This window comes from Duganella sp. FT27W, assembly GCF_009295655.1.
Taxonomy (GTDB): domain Bacteria; phylum Pseudomonadota; class Gammaproteobacteria; order Burkholderiales; family Burkholderiaceae_D; genus Rugamonas; species Rugamonas zoogloeoides.
In genome coordinates, this window is record NZ_WHIV01000001.1 from 776,979 (window position 1) to 796,695 (window position 19,717).

General features: G+C 65.5%; 20 protein-coding genes. 10 read left to right on the forward strand and 10 right to left on the reverse strand.

Going from position 1 to position 19,717, the window contains the following annotated elements:
- Positions 1-20: 20 nt before the first annotated feature.
- Complete coding sequence (locus tag F8197_RS03345; RefSeq protein WP_152879932.1) at positions 21-926, forward strand: GntR family transcriptional regulator; 906 nt, start codon at positions 21-23, stop codon at positions 924-926.
- A gap of 23 nt (positions 927-949) precedes the next feature.
- Positions 950-1,687: an ABC transporter substrate-binding protein gene (locus F8197_RS03350; RefSeq protein WP_152879934.1), complete on the forward strand. Its 738-nt coding sequence runs from the start codon at positions 950-952 to the stop codon at positions 1,685-1,687.
- Between the two features lie 108 nt (positions 1,688-1,795).
- Here F8197_RS03350 and F8197_RS03355 read toward each other — a convergent pair whose 3' ends face one another.
- Together F8197_RS03355 and F8197_RS03360 are read right to left on the reverse strand one after the other, a co-directional pair.
- Positions 1,796-3,112 carry a nucleoside hydrolase-like domain-containing protein gene (locus F8197_RS03355; RefSeq protein WP_152879936.1) on the reverse strand — a complete coding sequence of 439 codons (1,317 nt, stop codon included), beginning with the start codon at positions 3,110-3,112 and terminating at the stop codon, positions 1,796-1,798.
- Between the two features lie 166 nt (positions 3,113-3,278).
- Complete coding sequence (locus F8197_RS03360; protein ID WP_227012038.1) at positions 3,279-4,163, reverse strand: LysR family transcriptional regulator; 885 nt, start codon at positions 4,161-4,163, stop codon at positions 3,279-3,281.
- 106 nt (positions 4,164-4,269) lie between these two features.
- Here F8197_RS03360 and F8197_RS03365 point away from each other — a divergent pair, with 106 nt between their 5' ends.
- Both F8197_RS03365 and F8197_RS03370 read left to right on the forward strand, forming a co-directional pair.
- Complete coding sequence (locus F8197_RS03365; RefSeq protein ID WP_152879938.1) at positions 4,270-5,055, forward strand: dioxygenase; 786 nt, start codon at positions 4,270-4,272, stop codon at positions 5,053-5,055.
- Positions 5,056-5,067: 12 nt separating this feature from the next.
- Complete coding sequence (locus F8197_RS03370) at positions 5,068-5,748, forward strand: alpha/beta hydrolase (RefSeq protein ID WP_152879939.1); 681 nt, start codon at positions 5,068-5,070, stop codon at positions 5,746-5,748.
- 136 nt (positions 5,749-5,884) lie between these two features.
- On the opposite strand, the gene F8197_RS03375 is transcribed toward F8197_RS03370, so the two are convergent.
- Positions 5,885-7,549, reverse strand: a complete 1,665-nt coding sequence (locus F8197_RS03375) for a methyl-accepting chemotaxis protein (protein WP_193333312.1) — start codon at positions 7,547-7,549, stop codon at positions 5,885-5,887.
- A 363-nt stretch (positions 7,550-7,912) separates the two neighbouring features.
- On the opposite strand from F8197_RS03375, the gene F8197_RS03380 reads away from it, so the two are divergent.
- Positions 7,913-8,899, forward strand: a complete 987-nt coding sequence (locus tag F8197_RS03380; protein ID WP_193333313.1) for a TauD/TfdA family dioxygenase — start codon at positions 7,913-7,915, stop codon at positions 8,897-8,899.
- A gap of 2 nt (positions 8,900-8,901) precedes the next feature.
- A complete protein-coding gene (locus F8197_RS03385) occupies positions 8,902-9,816 on the forward strand; it encodes an AEC family transporter (RefSeq protein ID WP_152879943.1) in 915 nt (304 codons plus the stop codon).
- Positions 9,817-9,837: 21 nt separating this feature from the next.
- On the opposite strand, the gene F8197_RS03390 is transcribed toward F8197_RS03385, so the two are convergent.
- The 3 genes from F8197_RS03390 to F8197_RS03400 all read right to left on the reverse strand — a co-directional run bounded on the left by F8197_RS03390 (position 9,838) and on the right by F8197_RS03400 (position 11,565).
- Entirely contained in the window at positions 9,838-10,245 is a 408-nt protein-coding gene (locus F8197_RS03390; protein WP_152879945.1) for a hypothetical protein, read from the reverse strand.
- Complete coding sequence (locus F8197_RS03395; protein WP_152879947.1) at positions 10,242-10,529, reverse strand: hypothetical protein; 288 nt, start codon at positions 10,527-10,529, stop codon at positions 10,242-10,244. Before F8197_RS03395 ends, F8197_RS03390 begins: the two co-directional genes overlap by 4 nt.
- 100 nt (positions 10,530-10,629) lie before the next feature.
- Entirely contained in the window at positions 10,630-11,565 is a 936-nt protein-coding gene (locus F8197_RS03400; protein ID WP_152879949.1) for a LysR family transcriptional regulator, read from the reverse strand.
- A gap of 124 nt (positions 11,566-11,689) precedes the next feature.
- Between F8197_RS03400 and F8197_RS03405 the strand changes: the two genes are divergently transcribed.
- From F8197_RS03405 to F8197_RS03420, 4 genes are all read left to right on the forward strand, one after another.
- Entirely contained in the window at positions 11,690-12,439 is a 750-nt protein-coding gene (locus tag F8197_RS03405; RefSeq protein WP_152879951.1) for an SDR family oxidoreductase, read from the forward strand.
- A 161-nt stretch (positions 12,440-12,600) separates the two neighbouring features.
- Positions 12,601-13,683 carry a catalase family peroxidase gene (locus F8197_RS03410; RefSeq protein WP_152879953.1) on the forward strand — a complete coding sequence of 361 codons (1,083 nt, stop codon included), beginning with the start codon at positions 12,601-12,603 and terminating at the stop codon, positions 13,681-13,683.
- Positions 13,680-14,210 carry a cytochrome b gene (locus F8197_RS03415; protein ID WP_152879956.1) on the forward strand — a complete coding sequence of 177 codons (531 nt, stop codon included), beginning with the start codon at positions 13,680-13,682 and terminating at the stop codon, positions 14,208-14,210. Before F8197_RS03410 ends, F8197_RS03415 begins: the two co-directional genes overlap by 4 nt.
- 70 nt (positions 14,211-14,280) lie before the next feature.
- The gene (locus F8197_RS03420; RefSeq protein ID WP_152879958.1) at positions 14,281-15,945 is read left to right on the forward strand and encodes a diguanylate cyclase; all 1,665 of its coding nucleotides are present in this window, start codon (positions 14,281-14,283) and stop codon (positions 15,943-15,945) included.
- Positions 15,946-15,954: 9 nt separating this feature from the next.
- Here the strand turns inward: F8197_RS03420 and F8197_RS03425 are convergent, their stop codons facing one another.
- The 4 genes from F8197_RS03425 to F8197_RS03440 all read right to left on the reverse strand — a co-directional run bounded on the left by F8197_RS03425 (position 15,955) and on the right by F8197_RS03440 (position 19,647).
- Positions 15,955-17,094 (reverse strand): FAD-dependent oxidoreductase, encoded by a 1,140-nt coding sequence (locus F8197_RS03425; RefSeq protein WP_152879960.1) that lies wholly within the window; start codon positions 17,092-17,094, stop codon positions 15,955-15,957.
- A gap of 48 nt (positions 17,095-17,142) precedes the next feature.
- The gene (locus F8197_RS03430) at positions 17,143-17,493 is read right to left on the reverse strand and encodes a Rieske 2Fe-2S domain-containing protein (protein ID WP_152879962.1); all 351 of its coding nucleotides are present in this window, start codon (positions 17,491-17,493) and stop codon (positions 17,143-17,145) included.
- A 127-nt stretch (positions 17,494-17,620) separates the two neighbouring features.
- Positions 17,621-18,982, reverse strand: a complete 1,362-nt coding sequence (locus tag F8197_RS03435) for a sensor histidine kinase (RefSeq protein WP_152879964.1) — start codon at positions 18,980-18,982, stop codon at positions 17,621-17,623.
- Positions 18,979-19,647: a response regulator transcription factor gene (locus tag F8197_RS03440; protein WP_019924294.1), complete on the reverse strand. Its 669-nt coding sequence runs from the start codon at positions 19,645-19,647 to the stop codon at positions 18,979-18,981. The genes F8197_RS03435 and F8197_RS03440 overlap by 4 nt, the downstream gene beginning before the upstream one ends.
- Positions 19,648-19,717 lie beyond the last annotated feature (70 nt).

A 19,717-nucleotide genomic window follows, 5' to 3' on the forward strand; every position in this document is an offset into this window, starting at 1 on the left:
GTCACCATCTATTTGGCAGCATGAAAAACCCGGACAATTCGATAGCGCGCCAGATCGTGGCGCTGATCCAGGAACAGCACTGGGAGGCCGGCACCCACCTGCCGGCGCAGATGCTGGCCGACCGGCTGCGCGTGTCGCGCCAGCCGGTCGGCGAAGCGCTGGCGCTGCTGCACGAAAAAGGCGTGCTCACGCGCGAGCGCAATCGCGGCTTTTTCACCGCCCGGGTGCTGAACGAGCCGCTGCACGAGGTGGTGCGCGGCCTGGGCCTGGAAGAGAGCGACGTGGTCACCAGCGTGTACTTCCGTATCGCCGACGATTTGCTGCGGCGCGAACTGCCGCTGGCGTTTTCCGAGCAGCTGATCAAGACCCGCTATGGTTTGACGTCGGCGCAGCTGAACGCGGTGCTGAGCCGTATCGCCAAGGAAGGCTGGGCCGAGCGCAAGCCCGGCTACGGCTGGGAATTCTCCAGCATGCTCACCACCCCGGACAGCCTGTTGCAGTCTTACCGCCTGCGCCTGGCGCTGGAACCTGCTGCGTTGCTGGAGCCGGCGTTCCGGCTGGCGCCGGAAGTGATCGCGCAATGCCGCGCGGCCGAGCACCACCTGCTGGCCGGCGGCATCGAAACCGATACGGCCGACCAGTTGCATGATCGCGGCGTGCGCTACCACGAAAGCCTGGTGGAGGCTTCCGGCAACACGTTTTTCATCGATACGATCCGCCGCGTGAACCGCGTGCGGCGTTTGCTGTCTTACCGTTCGATGCAGAGCCGCGGGCGCTACATCGAACACTGCAAGCAGCACCTGCACGTGCTGGACCTGCTCGAGCGCGAACGCAACGACGAGGCGTCCGAATTCCTGCGCCAGCACTTGCAGCATACGATCGCGGCGCTGTCCCGCATCGAGGATATCCTGCAGCCGCCACCCTGAATTTTCAACTTGAGAGGCACACCATGACCATCGACATTTCTCCGGCCGTCCGCGCCGCTTTCGCCCCCACCGGCGTGCTGCGCGCTTCCATCAACCTCGGTAACCCGATCCTGGCCAACACCGGCGCCGACGGCGCACCGGGCGGGGTGTCGGTGGACCTGGCGCGCGAACTGGCTGCGCTGCTTGATCTGCCCCTGGAACTGGTGGTGTTCGACGCGGCCGGCAAGTCGGTGGAGGCGGTGGCCGGCGGCCAGGCCGATTTCGGCTTCTTTGCCATCGACCCCGTGCGCGGCGCCGATATCGCGTTTACCGCGCCGTACGTGCTGATCGAAGGCTATTACCTGGTCAAGGAAGACTCGCCCATCACCGGCAACGCCCAGGTGGACGATGCCGCCAACCGGGTGGTGGTGGGCAAGGGCAGCGCCTACGACCTGTACCTGACGCGGGAACTCAGGCAGGCCGCCATCGTGCGCTCGCCCACGTCGCCCACGGTGGTGGAAGTCTTCCTGGAACAGGGCGCCGAGGTGGCGGCCGGCGTCAAGCAGCAACTGGAGGCCGATGTTGCGCGCCACGGCGGCCTGCGCCTGCTCGACCAGCGCTTCATGGTGATCCAGCAGGCCATGGGGCTGCCCAAGGTGCGCGGGGCGCAAGCGGCACAAGTGCTGCGCGATTTTGTCGAGCGCATGAAGGCCAGCGGCTTTGTCGATGCGGCGCTGGCGCGTCATGGCGTCAAGGGCGCCTCGGTGGCGCCCGCAGCGTAAGCGATGCTGCCGGCGTTCGCGCAGCGCGAACGCCGGCTTCGCCATATGGCAATGTCGCCGCCGTCGGGCCGGCATCGGCATACGGCACAAGTTCTGAGCAGTGGGGCGTCAGGATCCGGCGCCGGCCGGCGTCTTGGCGCGGCGCAGGCGGGCGGCGAAGTCGCGCAGGAAGTCGGCGCGCCAGCGGCTCACGGTCTTGGCGCCCTGGTGCTGCCCTTCGCTGAATTGCGGCGCGGGGTCATCGGTCCACCAGTTGGGATAACGCGCCGACGGCTGGCGCGCCAGTTCGGGCGCGGGCATACGCGACGTGAAGGCGCCGGCCTGGCCGTCGAGGCCCGGGTGGTTGCTGCGGATCCGGTACGACCAGGTTTTGGCTTCCTTCGGCGAGAACAGGAAATGCCAGGCGCCGTCGGCACCGAGGTAACCGTCGAACTCCTGCTTGTCCACCACCAGGTGTGCATGCGGCTGCGCCGGTGCAACGCCGGCGGGGCGGAACACCAGCTCCATGATGGCAAAGGTTTCCACCACGTCGGCGGCGGCAGGTGGCGCGGTATAGGTCACGCGCGGCCGGTCCCAGGCGCGCACGAAATGTCCGCCCCAGCCGTCGGCGGCCGGGTTGCCGGGCGTGGCGCCGAACAGGTAGGTGAGGGCGGGCGTGTCGCCCATCTTGATGTCCGGCCCGATCGAGGCGAAATAATCACCGAGCGCACCGGCGCCCTTGACGTGGCGGTTGATGAAGCTGGCATTGCCCAGATCGCCGGACTGGTCGCCGCCCAGGAACCAGCCGCGATACGTGGCGTTGTTCTCGATGATCCACAGGTCCGGGTGGGCACGCGCCAGGTAGTCGTAGGCGTTGGTGGACCATTTTTTGTTCGGGCCACCGATCATGTACACGCGTAGCTTGCCCTTGATGGACGGATCGTCGTGCAACGCCTGCGCCAGGTCCTCGAAGCCGCCCCACAGCAGCACCCACAGCGGACGCGGATCGTCGCGGCGCGCGTTCTCGATGATCCATTGCGATCCTTCGGTGGGCTGGCCCCAGCCCTGCGGGCCGGCCAGGTCCGAGCCGCCCTGCTTGGCGACGGCACGCAAGCGGTCCGGCGTGGGATAGCGGTCGGACCAGGTGCGCAGGTTGGGATAATCTTTTTCGTAGACGGCGATGATGTCGAGCAGGTGGCGCTTGCGGTCGCGGCCCTCGCCCCACGGCGAGGCGATCAGGCCGTCGAGGTCGATCATGTCGCTGTAGAGCAGCAGGTGCACCAGCGACTGGAAGTCGTCGAAATCGGTGCCGCCGATGTCGGTGGAGACGATTACGCGCGGTCGTTCGCTCGGGGACGAGGGGGCAGCAGCGGCGAAGGGGGACGCGCCGAGGCCCAGCAGAGGCAGCCCCAGTGCAAGGTTGATCAGCAGTTGTCGTCGGTTCATAAGCTCTATAGTTGGAGTAAACAAGATGGGGCAACGATACGCAGTGTTACGCCGGCAGGGCAGGGCGCGCACCAGTATCGCACCCGGTTGCCGCTACAGCAACCGCCAGCGGCTCCATGCCGAGGAATCATCGCTCAGGGTGCGCGTGCGGTATGAACCGCTGACGTCAGCCTGCCAGCGCCGCCGCCAGGAAGTCGACAAACGTCCGCACCTTGGCTGACAGATGCTTGCGGCTTGGGTACACCGCGTACACGCCCAGCTCTGCCGACTGCCATTGCGGCAGCAGTTGCACCAGGCGGCCGGCGGCCAGGTCGGCGTCGACGATGAAATGCGGCTGGAACAGGATGCCGGCGCCGCTCAGGGCCGCCAGCCGGATGATGTCGCCGTTGTCGGCGCGGATCGGCCCGGTGATCGGCACCACCAGCGGGCCGTCCGGCGTCTCGAACCGCCAGTCGGTGCCGCTGCCCGTCAGGCTGTAGCCGAGGCAGGCGTGGCCGCCCAGTTCCTGCGGCGTGTTCGGGGCGCCGTGCCGCGCCACGTAGCCGGGACTGGCGCACACGATGCTGCGCACGCCGCCAAGCTTGCGGGCGATCAGGTCCGATTGCGGCAGTTCGCCGATGCGTACCGCGAGGTCGAAACCATCTTCGACCAGGTCCACCTTGCGGTCGCTGAGCGCGATATCGAGCTGCACCTCGGGGTAAGCCTGGGTGTAGTCGCCGATGATGGTGGCCAGCCGGTGCTGGCCGTACGACAGCGGAATGGTTACCCGCAGCACGCCTTGCGGCGTGCGCGTCATGTCGCCCGCCACCTGCTCGGCTTCTTCCACGTCTTGCAGGATTTGCTGGCTGCGGTCGTAAAACGCCCGGCCCGTTTCGGTGATACTCAGGCGCCGGGTGGTGCGGTTCATCAGCCGCGTGCCCAGGTGTTCTTCGAGCTTCTGGATCTGCTTGGAGATCATGGCGCGCGAGATTTCCAGCTTGTCGGCCGCCGCCGCAAAGCTGCCGCCATCGACCACCGCCACGTACATCCGCATCGCATTAAAAAGGTCCATTGCGCTCAATTGTCAACCAAGTGGAAATAGTTTAGCCACCGATCGCGTATTTATCAACTGGATTGATCAGAATATGATGGTGGCATCCCATCCATCGAGGTGCACCATGTCTTCATTCCCCACCATTTTCGTTTCCCACGGCTCGCCGATGCTGGCCCTGCAGGACAGCCCGGCGCGCCGCTTCCTGCTCGGCCTGGGCGCGGAGCTGCCGCGTCCCAAGGCCATCGTGGTGTTTTCCGCGCACTGGGAAACCGGCGCCGCGCCGGCGGTATCGCTGGCCACGCACCCCGAGACCATCCATGATTTCGGCGGCTTTCCGCAGGCGCTGTTCGATATCCGGTACCAGCCGGCCGGCGCGCCGGACGTGGCCGAGCGGGCGGCGGCGCTGTTTGCGGCGGCGGGCATTCCGGTCGGCCGCCATCCGTCGCGCGGCCTGGACCACGGCGCCTGGGTGCCGCTGCGGCTGATGTATCCCGATGCGGACATCCCGGTGCTGCAGATTTCCATCGTACGCGGCGCCGGTCCTGCCGCCCACGAAGTGCTGGGCCGCGCGCTCGAACAGTTGCGCCACGAGGGCGTGCTGGTGATCGGTTCCGGTTCGCTCACGCACAACCTGTACGAATTCCGCGGCCAGGCCGTCGATGCGCTGGCGCCGGCCTGGGTGACCGAATTCGAACAATGGATGCGCGACCGTCTTGCTGCAGGCGACCGCGCAGCGCTGCTCGACTACCGCAACCGGGCGCCGTCGGCCGTGCAAAACCATCCGTCCGAAGAACACCTGCTGCCGCTGTTTGTAGCGATGGGGGCGGCCGGCGCCGGCGCCCAGGCGCAGTTGCTGCATTCGAGCTTTGAACATGGCGTGCTGGCGATGGATGCCTACGCCTTTAACTGAGAGAGAAACGAGATGACTGAAGCATTGCATACCACCCTGGTCGAACCGGTCTCAGGACTGACGTACCGCCTGCGTCCTGCCCAGCAAGGACAAGGCGCTGCGCCATGCCTGGTGCTGCTGCACGGCGTGGGCGCCAACGAGCTGGGTTTCATCGAACTGGCGCAGAAAATCGACCCGCGCCTGAACGTGGTGCTGGCACGCGGCCCGCTTGAATTTGGGCCGATGCAGTTCGGCTGGTTCCAGGTGCGGTTTACGCAAGACGGCCCGGCCATCAATCCCGCGCAGGCCGAGGACTCGCGCCGCAAACTGCTGGACTTCATCGCCCAGCTGCCGCAGCTGCATAACGTCGATCCGGCGCGGGTGTGGATTGCCGGTTTTAGCCAGGGCGGCATCATGAGTGCCAGCGTGGGGTTGACGGCGCCGCAGCATGTGGCCGGTTTCGGCATCCTGAGCGGGCGCATCCTGCCGGAAGTGCTGCCGCTGGTGCAGCCTGGCCCGGCGCTGCAAAAGGTGAAGGCGTTTGTCAGCCACGGCGTGCTGGACGACAAGCTGGGCATTCACTTCGGCCGCAACGCCAGCCAGGTGCTGGAAAGCTACCAGGTGCCGCTCGAGTACCGCGAATACCAGGCCGGTCACGCCCTGACGATGGCGATGGCGGCCGATTTCCAGCAATGGTTGGCGGCGCAGATCTGACTGCTGTCCACCATGCCGGCGGCAGGACCGGATAAGCCCCTGGTATCGGAGGCTTATCCTTTATGGTGCGCCCGCAATCGGCGCTGCATCAGGCGCTACATTAGGCGCAACTTCAGGCACTACATCAAACGCTATATCAAGCCCGGCGCCGGACCGGCTCAGCTGCAATCGCCGGCACCGGCTGGCGCGCCGCGTTGGTGATCACGCGCAGGTCGTGGCGTGCCGCGGCGCGGCCCGAACCCTGCTTGGCCAGCTGGAATACCGAGACCAGCTCGCTCAGCGCGGTGGCCTGGTTCTGCATGCTTTGCGAGGCTGCCGTCGCTTCTTCCACCAGTGCGGCGTTTTGCTGGGTGACGGCATCCATGCCGGCGATGGCGGTGTTCACCTGTTCGATACCGGCGCGCTGCTCCGCACCGGCGGCGCTGATCTCGCTCATGATGTCGGTCACGCGGCGCACGCTGACCACCACGTCGTCCATGGTGGCGCCGGCTTGTTCCACGAGCTTGCTGCCGCTTTCCACCTGGTTGACCGAGTCGCTGATCAGTTCCTTGATTTCCTTGGCTGCCGCCGCCGAGCGCTGCGCCAGGTTGCGCACTTCGGAGGCGACCACGGCAAAGCCGCGACCCTGTTCGCCGGCGCGCGCAGCTTCCACTGCCGCGTTCAATGCGAGGATGTTGGTCTGGAACGCGATGCCGTCGATCACGGCAATGATGTCCACGATCTTGCGCGACGACTGGTTGATCGAGCCCATGGTCTGCACCACTTGCGACACCACGGCGCCGCCTTTTTGCGCGACCGCCGAGGCGCTCAGCGCCAGTTCATTGGCTTCGCTGGCGCTGGCCGAGTTCTGTTTGACCGTGCTGGTCAGCTCTTCCATCGAAGCGGCGGTTTCTTCGAGCGACGCGGCCTGCTGTTCGGTGCGGGCCGACAGGTCCACATTACCGGCAGCAATCTGCTGCGACGCGGTGGCGATGGTGTCGGTGCCGCTGCGTACCTGTTCGACCAGTCCGGCCAGGCTGTCGCGCATCGATTTCATGGCATACAGCAGGCTGTCCTGGTCGCCTTCGCGGGTGTGGATGGCAACGGTCAAGTCACCGTCGGCAATCTTGCCGGCAATTTTTACGGCGTAATCGGGCTCACCGCCGAGGCGCTTGACCAGCCAGCGGGTGATCAGGGCCGCGCACAGGGCGCCCAGCACGATCGAGCCGATCAGCAGCGTGATGATCCAGACGCGTGCGGAGTCGTACAGCGCATCGGCGCGGTCGGAAGCGGCATCACCGCCGTCGCCATACAGCTTGACCAGCTTGTCGATCTGGCCGCGCAGCGCCACGATCAGCTTGTTCGACTCGCCGCGCAGCAACTGTTTTGCGGTATCGCTTTCGGCAGCGCGCGAGGCGGCGCGGATCTTGCCGTCTTCAATCATGTAGCGGTCCCACAGGGACAGGAACTCGTCGTACAGCGCTTTTTCCTCGGGCGTGGAGATCAGCTTGGCGTAGGTGTCCTGCATCTTGCGCAGATCGACCAGGTCGTTGGCGATGACCTTGTCGTACTTGTCCATCTCGGCCGGGTCGGTGGAAATGATGTACTGGAATTCGCGGGTGCGCACCCGGGCGATTTGTGCCTTGAGATCCTGCACCACGCGCATCGCCGGCATCCAGCGCTCGGACAATTCGGTCGAGGCGCGGTTGAGTTGCGCCAGTTTGACGATGGCGAATATGTCGACTGCTGCCGCCAGTACCAGCACCAGCGCAAAGGCCAGTCCCAGCTTGGTTGCCAGCTTCAAATCACGTAACGAAGTCATAAAAGTATCCTTCAGGCAGTGGGCGCCAGCGCGCCCTGTTTTGTTATTACGAACGATGGGATAGAAAGTGAGAGAATTTCCCAAGGGAAACTTATAATATCACAGCGGAATTGTTTGCGTATCTGCCATCTGTTGCAGTGCCCACTACGTAGTTTCCCTATAGACACAATTGTGCTGGAAAACAACATTTATAGATTATTTAGTGTTGAATAACGCAGGCCATCACGCTGTTAGCCGCATTCCGCCTCGCTTTCAGCCTCAAATAGCCAGAAAGTATAGTCATTCTTGCATGTTGCATTGCGGCATCGCCCATCTTAGTATTTGCAGAACATTTCCATGAAGCATTTCTCCAAGGAGGTTCAGATGGGCATAGCACTCGAGCAATCCCCGCAGGTTTTCGTCAACCAGCGCAACTTCGACTGGGGCCAGGACCAGGCAGCCATCGTCGCGCTGGTCGGCCGCTACTTCAGCGACTTCAATGGCAATGGCTTCTATCCCCACCCGGATGAAGTAGCTTTGCAGCGCGAATTGCTGGCCGTGCCATCGCTGCGCTACTTGCAGCGCTACATCGTGGGCGCCGAAGCGCGCGGCCTGGCGATCACCGGGCTGGGCCTGGCCGGCCTGGAGGAGGCGCCACGCAACGCCGTGCTGTACGCGATTGCGCTGAGCCTCGGTTTTCCGACCTCGACCGACCAGCGTACCCAGCGCGTGGCGTGGGATATCCGCGCCCGGCCCGGCAGTGCACAGAAAAGCAGCTTCGTGACCTTCTCCGAACGGGTGGGCAGTGCCGACATGCATACGGACTCGTCGTTTTATCCGATGCCGGAAGAACAGTTCCTGCTGTACGTGGTGACGGCGGCGCGCTGCGGTGGCGGCGCATCCTTGCTGATCGGCGTCGATGACATTTATGCCGAATTGCAGCGTACCGAAGCTGGCAGCGCCGCCTGTGCGCTGCTGTTCGAGACGCCGCTGCCATTTCGCGTACCATCGGTGTACGCGGCCAGCGACGAGCAGGTGGAAATCGAGATGGCGCCGGTCTTCGAACGGCGCGGCGCGGAGCTGACGATGCGCTGGCGTTACGATTCGTTGTTCAAGGGGCTGGCGGCGCGGCCGGCGCTCGATACGCCGGCCGTGCGTGCAGCGCTGGAGCTGCTGCACGAAGTCATCGAACAGCGGGCGCCGCGCTTTTCGCAGCAACTGCCGGATGACACCCTGTTGTGGGCAAACAATCGCCGTTCGCTGCATGGCCGCGCCGATTACACCGATCCGGCCCGTCACCTGATCCGCATCCGCATTGCCGATACCCCCAATGCCGAACGCATCGGGCCATCGGGCATTTCGGCGGACTGAGCATGGTAAACGCAATTCTTCCGGTATTGCTGATCATTGCGCTGGGCGTGGCGATCCGGCGCTATGGCTGGCTGCCGGAAGCGTTTTTTCCGTCGATTGAAAAGTTCACGTACAACATCTGCTTTCCGGCGCTGCTGTTTGCCGGCACGGCACGGCTCAGCTTCGAGTCGGCGCAGGTCGGCGAACTGGCCATGGCAACGGTGCTGCCGACCCTGCTGATCACGGCCGTGGCGTTGCTGATGCTGTTGCCGGCGCGCGCCTTGCCCGATCCGGCGCGGTCGTCAGTGGTGCAGGGCGCGGTACGGCCCAACACCTATTTCGGCATCGCCGTCTCGACGCTGCTGTTCACGCCGCAGACGGCGGCGCTGGTGATGCTGTCGCTGGCGTTGTGCCTGCCGGTGGTCAACGTCATCTCGGTGATCGCCCTGTCGTGGTGGAGCGGCATGCCCACCCACCCGGGGCGCATCGCGCGCAACCTGGCCACCAATCCCATCATCCTGTCCACGCTGGCCGGCGTGATCTGGAGCGTGGCGGGCCTGCCATTGCCGGCGCCGCTGTTCAATACGCTGGACATTCTCGGCAAGGCGGCGCTGTGCCTGGGCCTGGTGTGCGTCGGCAGCGGGCTGGTGTTTTCACTGCAGGGCCTGCGGCCGCTGGCCCTGAGCCTGACGTCGGTGCTGAAACTGCTGGTGCTGCCGCTGCTGGCGGCCAAGGTCTGCGTGCTGTTCGCGGTATCAACGCCGGTGGCGCTGGCCGCCTGTTTCTACTGCGCACTGCCGACCGCGCCCAATGCCTACATCATGGCCCGGCAGATGGGCGGCGACACCCGCCTGATGGCGGCGCTGATCACGTTGCAGACGCTGGCGGCGGCGGTGACGCTGCCGCTGTCCGGGCAGTTTTTGCTGTGGATGGGGTGAAATGCCGCCGAGCGGCGCCACTCACTTGGCGCGGCGATATGCGGCCTGGACTGCCGGCACGAGGGAAGGATGCAGGGTGCCAAGTCTGGGTATCTGGCCGTGCGGCGCGCCCGGCGGTACCGAGAACCACTCGGCGGTATAAGGCAGGTCGATGGCCTGCTTCAGGTTGAATTTGGTGTCGTAGCTCAGCCCGGCTGCCTGGTAAGCGGCAGGGTTAAGCGCACGCAAGATCGAAAATTTGCCGCTATACAGCGTCTTGGTACGTTGACTGGTGCCGTAGGCTACCTGGACGTGAAATTGCGGTGCGTCGTCGTCGAAAACCGCGAGGATGAGTGCCGGTCGGGGTTTGGGGCGCGGATTAATGTTGTCAGGAAAATGACACCATACGATTTCTCCGGCGGTAGGCTCAGCCCACCAGATGGCAGTCATGACGTCTCGGTGTCAAACAGGCTGGAACGTACCGAACGTTTGCTACCCTGCGGTACGCGCTTCTTGATCTGGCGCACCTGGGAGGCCGTCAACGGACCCTCGTCGGCTTCGTACTGCGGCAACAGCTTGACGGCGAGCTCGCGCAGTGCCATGTGAATTGCCTGGGTTTCATCGACACCAAGCTGTTCCGCCAGGCGTTTGGCAGTTTCGCGCGTAATCCCGGTGGCACTGTCGGTAGTGCGGTAGCGAAATGCTATCTGATTGCTGATGGCCAGCGTAGTCATAACAACCCCTCTTTTTTTTTGAGATATCTTCAAGATATCCACGCCGAGATGCTTTGTCAAATAATACTGAGCGTTGCGCTGTTTTAGACAAAATTGTCAGTCAAGCATTTTCCTGGCCGAAGCGCGCCGCATGGCCGCTGGCCCGGAACCGTTCGACGACATGCTCCACGAAGACGCGCACCTTGGCCGGCACCAGCTTGCGGCTCGAGTAATAGATGGTCAGCGGGCGCGTTTCCGCGTACCAGTCCGGCAGCAGCCGGACCAGCTCGCCGCTGTCCAGGCAGGGCAGGGCGTGCGGCAGCGGCAGCAGGGCGATACCGAGTCCGCGCGCGGCCGCGCTGGTCATCGCTTCCGGATCGTCGAACACGGCCACTGGCCGGATGCTGGCGACCAGCTCGTGGCCGGCCTTGTTCTTCAGCGTCCACGGTTGCAGCCGGCCGGTGGCCAGCGAGCGGCGCAGCAGTCCGCGATGGCGGGCCAGGTCGGCCGGTGTGGCCGGCGCGGCATGGCGCTCGAGATAGGCAGGCGCAACGGCCAGCACAATGTGCACGCGGGACAGTTCGCGCGCGATCAGCCCTTCGGTCAGTTCGATGCCGCCGCCGATGCCCACGTCGTATCCCTGCGCGATCAAATCCACCTGGCGGTTATCGAAATGCAGGTCGAGGACCACGTCCGGGTAGCGCTCGATAAAATCGTCGAGCAACGGCAACACGTAGTTGCGGCCCATCGTGTGGGCCATCGACACCTTGAGCGTGCCTGCCGGCTTGCCGGCGCCCTGGCGTAGAGCGGTCAGCGCGTCGCCGATCTCGGTCCACGGCAGGCGCACCTGCGCGTACAGGCGATCGCCGTCGGTGGTCAGCGCCAGGCTGCGCGTGCTGCGCTGGAACAGCCGCACGCCCAGCTGGCTCTCCAGGCGGGCCACGCTTTTGCTGACGGCGGCCGGGGTCTGCCCCAGCTTGCGGGCGGCGGCAGAAAAGCTGCCCTCGCTGGCGGCGGCAATGAAGGCGTCGAGATAGCTACTGAGTTCGGTGAGCATGAGCGTCCATTTGATTCCATTTGATACCATTGGTTGAAAGTGTACCTGCTAATTACCGGCTATACGCAATCAATTCTCCGCGCCATACTGGATCCATCAACTCACCCCACGAAAGGAAATGATCATGAACTCTAACCTGAACCTCAGCGGCAAAGCAGCTTTCATCAACGGCGGTTCGCGCGGTATCGGCGCTGCCACTGCCCGCCGCCTGGCCCGTGACGGCGCCAAAGTGGCGATCGGCTACGGCGCTTCGGCCATCGCCGCCGAAGCGCTGGTCGCGGAAATCGAAGCGCAGGGCGGCACCGCGTTTGCCATCCACGCCGACGCCAACGACGCCGTCGCACTGACCCGCGCCATCGACCAGTCGGCGGAGCGCTTCGGCCGCCTCGATATCCTGATCAACAGCGCCGGCGTGTTGAAACTGGGACCGGTCGAAGAGTTTTCGCTGGAAGATTTCGACGCCACCGTCGCCGTCAATATCCGCGCCGTGTTCGTGGCCACCAAGGCAGCCGTGGCGCACATGAAAGAGGGCGGTCGCGTGATCAATATCGGCAGCACCAATGCCCAGCGCATGCCGTTCGTGGGTGGCGCCGCCTACGCCATGAGCAAGTCGGCATTGGTCGGCCTGGTGAAGGGGCTGGCGCGCGACCTGGGACCGCGCAATATCACCGTCAACAACGTCGCACCGGGCCCGATCGACACCGACATGAATCCTGCCGAAGGCGATTTCGCCGCCAGCATGCACGGTTTGATGGCCTTGCAGCGCCACGGCCACGCCGACGAAGTCGCCGCCATGGTCGCGTACCTGGCCGGCCCGGAAGCCGGTTTTGTGACCGGCGCCGACCTGCTGATCGATGGCGGCTTCGCGGCCTGATCGTGTAGAGGGCGAGATTATGGACTGACAGGCGCCGGGTCGGTGGCGTCGGGTCGGCGCCGGCGGCCTGCCGAACCACGCGGGCCGCCGGGAACCGTTATCATGGCGGTCAATCCGACTATACCCGTCGCCAGCCATCGACCCACGAAAGCCAGCCTGACATGCCCAACCCCACTTCGCGCCGCGGCTCGCCGCTGCTGCTGTTACCAATCGCCCTGATCGTTGCCGTCCTTGCCGCGCTGTTTGCGTGGGTGGGCGGCTGGTTCGGCCACCACGACCTGACGCCGCAAAAAATGATGAACTTTGCCGAGACCTCCGGCAAACAGGCGTCCGGCTTCCGGCGCGCGCACAGCAAGGGCGTGTGCTTTGCCGGTACTTTCACGCCTGCGCCCGACGCGGCAAAACTGTCGAAGGCCCGGGCGTTTGCGCAGCCATCGATTGACGTCATCGGCCGCTTTTCGGCGTCATCCAACAACCCGTATGCGCCTGATGGCGCCTCGCCGGTGCGCGGCATGGCCGTGCAACTGAAAACCGACGACGGCCAGGAATGGCGCATTGCCATGAACAGTTTCCCGTTCTTTGCCGCGTCCACGCCGCAGGCCTTCCAGGCCATGAACGAAGCCGGCAAACCCGATCCGGCCACCGGCAAGCCCGATCCCGAGAAAATGAAGGCGGTGCTGGCCGCCAACCCGGAGATCGCCGCCTTCCAGGCCTGGGCCAAAACCGCGCCCAAGTCCGACAGCCTGGGTAACACCCGCTTCAACGGCGTCAACGCCTTCCGCCTGACCGATGCGCAAGGCACGGACCGCATGGTACGCTGGTCGATGCGCCCGCGCCTGCCGTTCGTGGCGCTTACGCCCGAACAGCTGAAAGCAGCCGATCCCGACTTCCTGATCGCAGACCTGGACCGCCGCCTGGCTGCGGGCCCGCTGCTGTGGGATCTGGTGGTGCAAATCGCTGCGCCCGGCGACCCGATCACCGACCCGTCGAAGGCCTGGCCCGACACGCGGCAGGAAGCCAACATCGGCACGCTCGCCATCAAGCACGCTGAACCGCAAGCGACCGGCCCTTGCCGCGACCTCAATTTCGACCCGCTGATTGTGCCGAACGGCATCGCCGGCAGCGACGATCCGGTGCTGCGCGCCCGCTCGGCCGCCTACTCGGTATCGTTCAACCGCCGCGAGCGCGAAATTTCAGAAGGCAAGTCCGCCTATCCGGTCAACCAGAACGGGAGCGCCCGATGAACCGCCCACGCCACTTCAATCTGCTCGCCCGCGTGCTGCACTGGTCCATGGCGCTGGCCATCCTGGCCATGCTGTTCGTCGGCGCCGGCATGGTCGTCTCGCTGCAATACCGGGCGCCGCTGCTCGACCTGCATCGCCCGCTCGGCATCGCCATCCTGCTGCTGGCCATCGTGCGCCTGGTCAATCGCCTGACCCGGCCCACGCCGGCGCTGCCTGCCGACCTGCCGGCCATCCAGAAATTCGCCGCCCACGCGTCGCACTGGCTGCTGTACGCGCTGATGCTGGCGATGCCGCTGATTGGCTGGGCCATGCTGTCGGCCGGCGGCTACCCGATCCCGATGTTCGGCGGCGTGCACCTGCCGGCCATCGTGCCGCACAGCCCGGAGGTGTACGGCATGCTGCGTCCCCTGCACGGCGTGCTGGCATACGTGCTGTTTGCCACCATCCTGGCTCACCTGGGCGCGGCGCTGTATCACGCGTGGGTTCGGCGCGACGAAGTCTTTGGGCAGATGGCCAAAGGTGATTAAAAGTGACTGCTCAGGTTCTTGAGCATAACTTTCTGTTATATGATCGGCGGGACCAATAGGCTTCCCACCGATGATGAGACTGCTCCAAGTTCTGCTTGCCATGCTGCTGGCGGTGCTTCTGCCCACCAGTGCCGCGAATGCTGCATCCATCGTCAGCGGAACGGACCTGATGCTGGGCGCCGGCCGGATTTACCCTGCTGGCGCCCAGGACCATGCATTCCCCCGGGCGCAGGCCGAGATCGCGCGGTGGGAGCAGCAGCGCACGGCCGTCCCGCGTGTAAACCTGTTCGGCGGGGCGTACTGGCTGGTGGCTGAGGTGCGCAATGACAGCGCGGTGGAAGACTGGGTACTGGCGCCCGGCAGCGTGCTGTTCGACCATGCGCTGATCAAGGTGTACGCCAGCGACGGCAGCGTCCAGCAACTGGCCAGCGGCTACCGCGCCGATTACGAGTACGCGCTCCATTACGGCAAGCGCTTGCGGCTCGCGCCGGGCGCCACCGCCACCATCGTCGAACGCATCGACAGCCCGTTTTACCAGGCGCCGCCGTCGCTGCGGCTGTACCCTGAGGCCGAATACCGGCACCTGACCACGCTGGAAAACACGCTGATCCTCGGCTCGCTGGGCGCCTTGGGCGCGCTGGCCGTGTTCAACCTGTTCGTGCACCTGATGAAGCCGGACCGCGCGACGCTGTTCTATGCGCTGTATCTGTTCATGTACCTGCTGGCCTGGGCCCAGGAATTCCACCTGCCGGCACACCTGCTCGGGTGGCACGACCTGCGCTGGCTCTACGTGCCGTTCTTCCTGCTCGCGGTGCCGCATACGGCGTTCTACGTCGAGTTCCTGCAACTGCGCCAGCACTTTCCGCTGCTGGCAAAGATCAGCCGCATCAACTACGTGCTGCCGCTGCTGCTGTTGCCCGTCAACCTGCTGGCGCTGCCGTACGCGCCGATGCTGGCCACGCTGACCATCAGCATCTGGCTGTCGCTGGCGCTCATTTGCGGCATTGCCAGCCTGCGGGCCGGCATGCGCCAGGCACGCTATTTCGTGCTGGCGTCGTGCGCGTTGATGGTGCCGGCAACCATCATCTTGCCCAGCAATTTCGGGCTGATGGCGCCCCCGGTGGGCAACCCGGAATTACTGACGCTGCTGGGCGGCACGCTGGACGCCTTGCTGCTGGCCTTTGCGCTGGCGCACAAGTTGCGCCTGTTGGTGCAGGAAAAGGAGCGGTCCATCATCCTCGCGCGCACCGACCACCTGACCGGCATTGCCAATCGCCACGCGTTCGACGAGCAACTGGCGCTGCGCTACGCTGCCGCGCGCGTGGACGGCAAGGCAAAGGGCGCCGGCCTGGCGCTGCTGCTGATCGACCTCGATGGCCTGAAAGCCGTCAACGACCGCGATGGCCATGCGCGCGGCGACGCCTTGCTGCGCGAATTTGCCCATGGATTGAACGCGCTCCAGCACGAACAAACCGCCGTGTTCCGTCTGGGCGGCGACGAGTTCACCATCCTCACGCCCGCGCACAACGTGGCGACCTTGCTGGCGGCGCTGCAAAAACTGGAGGCGGCGCTGCGCCAGCGCGGCTATCCGCAGGCTGGCGCCAGCGTGGGGTGGGCCAACGCGGCCGAGTCGGCATCGGCCGAGGCCATGGTGGCGCTGGCCGACCAGCGCATGTACGACCATAAAACTTCGCGGCGGCGATCGCGCGCCAGCGACGGACTGAGGGCGGTGTAGCAGGCATCCTTAGATGGGCGCCGCAAGGGCCACGTGAGTGTCGTGCATGATGCGCGCATGCTCGGCCTTGTCGCCGCCGGTGATCTCGATCTCGCCCAGGCGACCGGAGTTCTCCACCACCATGCGGCAGCGTTCCCAGCGCCGCGCCTCGAACCCGGTCAACGCCGCCTCGATGGTGGCCGCGCCATCGAGTTCGTCGGCCAGCACGATGGCGTCCTCGATGCCGATGCAGGCGCCGGACGCCATGTGCGGCGTGGTGGCGTGCACGGTGTCGCCGATCAGCACCACGCGGCCGCGATGCCACGGCTGCGGTACCAGCAGCGCCTCGAGCGGGCGATAGACGATCTGGACGTCGGCGCCCGGTTCCAGCAATTGCGCGCGGCATTGCTGCAGCAGCGGCGCAGCGAATGGCGCCAGCAGGTCGGCCAGCATGGCGGGAAACTGCGCCGGATCGAGCCGCACATTGTCGGCGCGGTCTTCGGTGACGAACAGGTACATCTGGTTGCGCGAAACAGGATTGAGCCCCGCCTTGATCTTCGCCCCCACCCACATCGTGGCCCGTTCGATTTCCGGCGGGCGCGGCAGCACGGCGCGCCAGACGCACTGGCCGCTGTAGCGCGGTGCAGGTGCTGCCGGCAGCAGCGCCTCGCGCACTTGCGAGTACAGGCCATCGGCGCCGATCACCAGGTCGTACTGGCCCGCCGTGCCGTCGGTGAACTCCACCTCCACGCTATCTGCATGCTGGCGCAGGCTCGTAAAAGTGCAGCCGAGGCGTACCCTGGCGCCGCTGGCGATGGTGGCGTCGGCCAGGATTTTCGCCAGCACCGGGCGCATGATGGCGCCGCCGCCGGGCACGTCGGCGCCGGCCAGGCGCGGCGTGGGCACGGTGGCCAGGTACTGGCCGTGCGGCAGCATCAGGTCCACGCCATCGGCCGCTGCACCCTGTTCGAGAAACCGGTCGAGAATGCCGAGCGTGTTGAACGCGCGCAGCGTGGCGCCGCCCAGGCTGATGCCGGCGCCGTACGAGCGCCAGCCCGGATCGATCTCCACCACGTCCACGTCCACGCCCAGTTTGCGCAACTGGATGGCGGCGGCCATGCCGGAAAAGCCGCCGCCGATGATCAGGATCCTGTTTGCTGGTGATGTCATGGTTGTCTCCGTCGAAGTATGATTATTGTGGTGTTCAGTTGCTTGTTTTTAGTCGCTTGTTAGCAGCACGTTGCCGCTGGCATCGACCGTGAGTGCAATCGGCGTGAGCGCCTGGCCCAAACACGGCCCGCGTACGCAGGCGCCGCTGTCGATCTCGAACAGCGCGCCATGCGCCGCGCACACGATGTGGGTGCCGTCGGCGTTCAGGTAGGCGTGCCGGCGCCAGGCCATCGGCGTGTCGCCGTAGTGCGGGCACAGGTCGCGGTAGCCATACAGGTGCGTGCCCTGGCGTACCATCAGGATGCTGTCCTGGCCGCAGCCCGCAGGATCGAAGCCGCGCGCGGCGCCGTCCGCCAGCTCGTCCAGGCGGCACAGCAGGAGTGGGAGCGGCGCGGCCATCGGTTTGTCTCGCTGATTGTTTTTACGGTGAGGGCAGTGTGCCGACCAAGCCACGCTGTGTAAAATCAATTGGATGCATGGCTGGTATCCGGATCGTCGATACCTGGACCGTGAGCGCTGCCGAGCTTCAGGCGTCGGCTGGAATTTCCATGGTCACCGCCAGCCCGCGCCCATCAAGCCCGCCGCTCATCCTGATGCTGGCGCGGTGGCGCTCGGCGATGCGGGCCACGATCGACAACCCCAGTCCGCTGCCCGGCAGCGACGCGCCGGCCAGGCGGAAGAAGCGCTCGAACACGCGCTGCTGCATCTCCGCCGGAATGCCGGGCCCGGAATCGGCCACGCACAGGAAGCTGCTGCCATCGCGCTGGCCGCAACTGATGGCGATGCGGCCGGGGGCGGGCGTGTAGCGTACCGCGTTATCGACCAGGTTACGGATCAGCATGTGCATGCTGTCCGCGTGCAGCGCACAGGGCGCCGGCGCGATCGACAGCTCCAGCGCCAGTCCCTGCTGCGCGCACACCTGGCGCCAGTGGTCGGCGTGCTCGAGCAGCAGCGGCGCCAGGTCGCCGGCTTGCGGCGTGGTGATCGCGCCTTCCACTTTTTCCAGTGTCAGCAACTGGTCCATCAGCCGCGCCGCGCGGTCCACGCTCACGCCGAGGGCGGCGATGAACTCCTCGCGTTCCCCGGTGGTGCGGGCGCGCTGCAGCACCTGCAAATTGGTCTTGATGGCGGCCAGCGGCGTGCGCAGTTCGTGGGCTGCATCGGCGGTGAAGCGCTGTTCGTGTTCCATGGTTTGCCGCACGCGGCCGAACAGGCGGTTGATGGCCGAGAGCAGCGGATGCACCTCGCTCGGTGCGGCGTCGAGGCTCACCTCGGCCAGGTCGTTGGGCGTGCGCGCCGCCACTTCGTCCGCCGAATCCTGCAGCACCCGCACCACGCGGCTGATGCTCCACCACAGCGCGGCCGTCGCCAGCAACGCCAGCAGCGTGCCGAAGATGACGATCTTGTAGAAGAAGCGGCTGCTGATGTCCTCGCGGTGGCTGGTGGGTTCGGCCACCACCAGCGCCAGTTCGCGGCTTTCGTCCCATAGTGTGTACAGGCGCCAGCGCTGGCCGTGCAGCGTGGTCCACGACAGGCCGGCTGGCGCGTCGGGCGAGAGCGCCGCATCGGGGGCGCCGTCGTTCTTGTACAGTACCCGGTCGTTGACGTCGCGCACCTGGAACAGCAGGTAGCGGTGCGGGTTGGCGTGGCCCTTCATCGGCAGGCTGATCGGCTGCGACAAGCCATGCTCGCGCACCTCGTTTTCGACCAGCGACAGCAGCAAATGGCCGGTTTCCACCAGCGACTGGTCGAACAGTTCGTCGCTTTCCTGCTGCGCCTCTACATAGACGATGGCTGCGCTGCTGGCCCACAGCAGCAGCGTCAGTCCCAGCAGCGACGCCAGCAACGTGCGCTTGAGCGACCACGGTTTGCCAGCTGCTGCGCTCATGGCGCCGCCGGCTTGTCGATGCAGTAGCCGATGGCGTGCACGGTGCGGATCAGGTCGCGGCCCAGCTTTTTGCGCAGGTGGTGGATGTGGACCTGCACCGCGTTGCTTTCCACCTCGTCGCCCCAGCTGTACAGGTTTTTCTCCAGCTGCTCCCGGCTCAGCACCCGGCCAGCCTGTTCGACCATCATCAGCAGGATGCGGAACTCCTTGATCGTCAGCGCCACTTGCCGACCTGCCTTGGTCACAAGCCGGTCGGCGACATCGATCACCAGGTCGTCGTGTACCAGCTGTTCGCGCACGCGCCCGGCCGCGCGGCGGCAGGCGCTGCGGATGCGGGCCGCCAGTTCGTCGAGGTCGAACGGTTTCACCAGGAAGTCGTCGGCGCCGGCGTCGAGCCCGGCGATGCGGTCGGGCACCTGGTCGCGCGCCGTCACCATCAGCACCGCGCCCGTATAGCCGCTATCGCGCAGCAGGTGCAGGGCCTGCATGCCGTCCTGGCCCGGCAGGCCGATGTCGAGCAGGATGCAGCCGTAGTCGTGCAGCCGCGCCGCCGTCAGTGCATGTTCGGCGCTCAGCACCCAGTCGACGGCGTAGCCGTTCTGTTCCAGCCCGATCTGGGTGGCGCGGCCCAGTTGCGGGTCGTCTTCGGTCAGCAGTAGTCGCATCGTGTCAGCCTGTTTTCTTCAGTGATCGGGTGGCGCGGATACTGGGCGGCAGTTGTTAAGAACCTCTTAA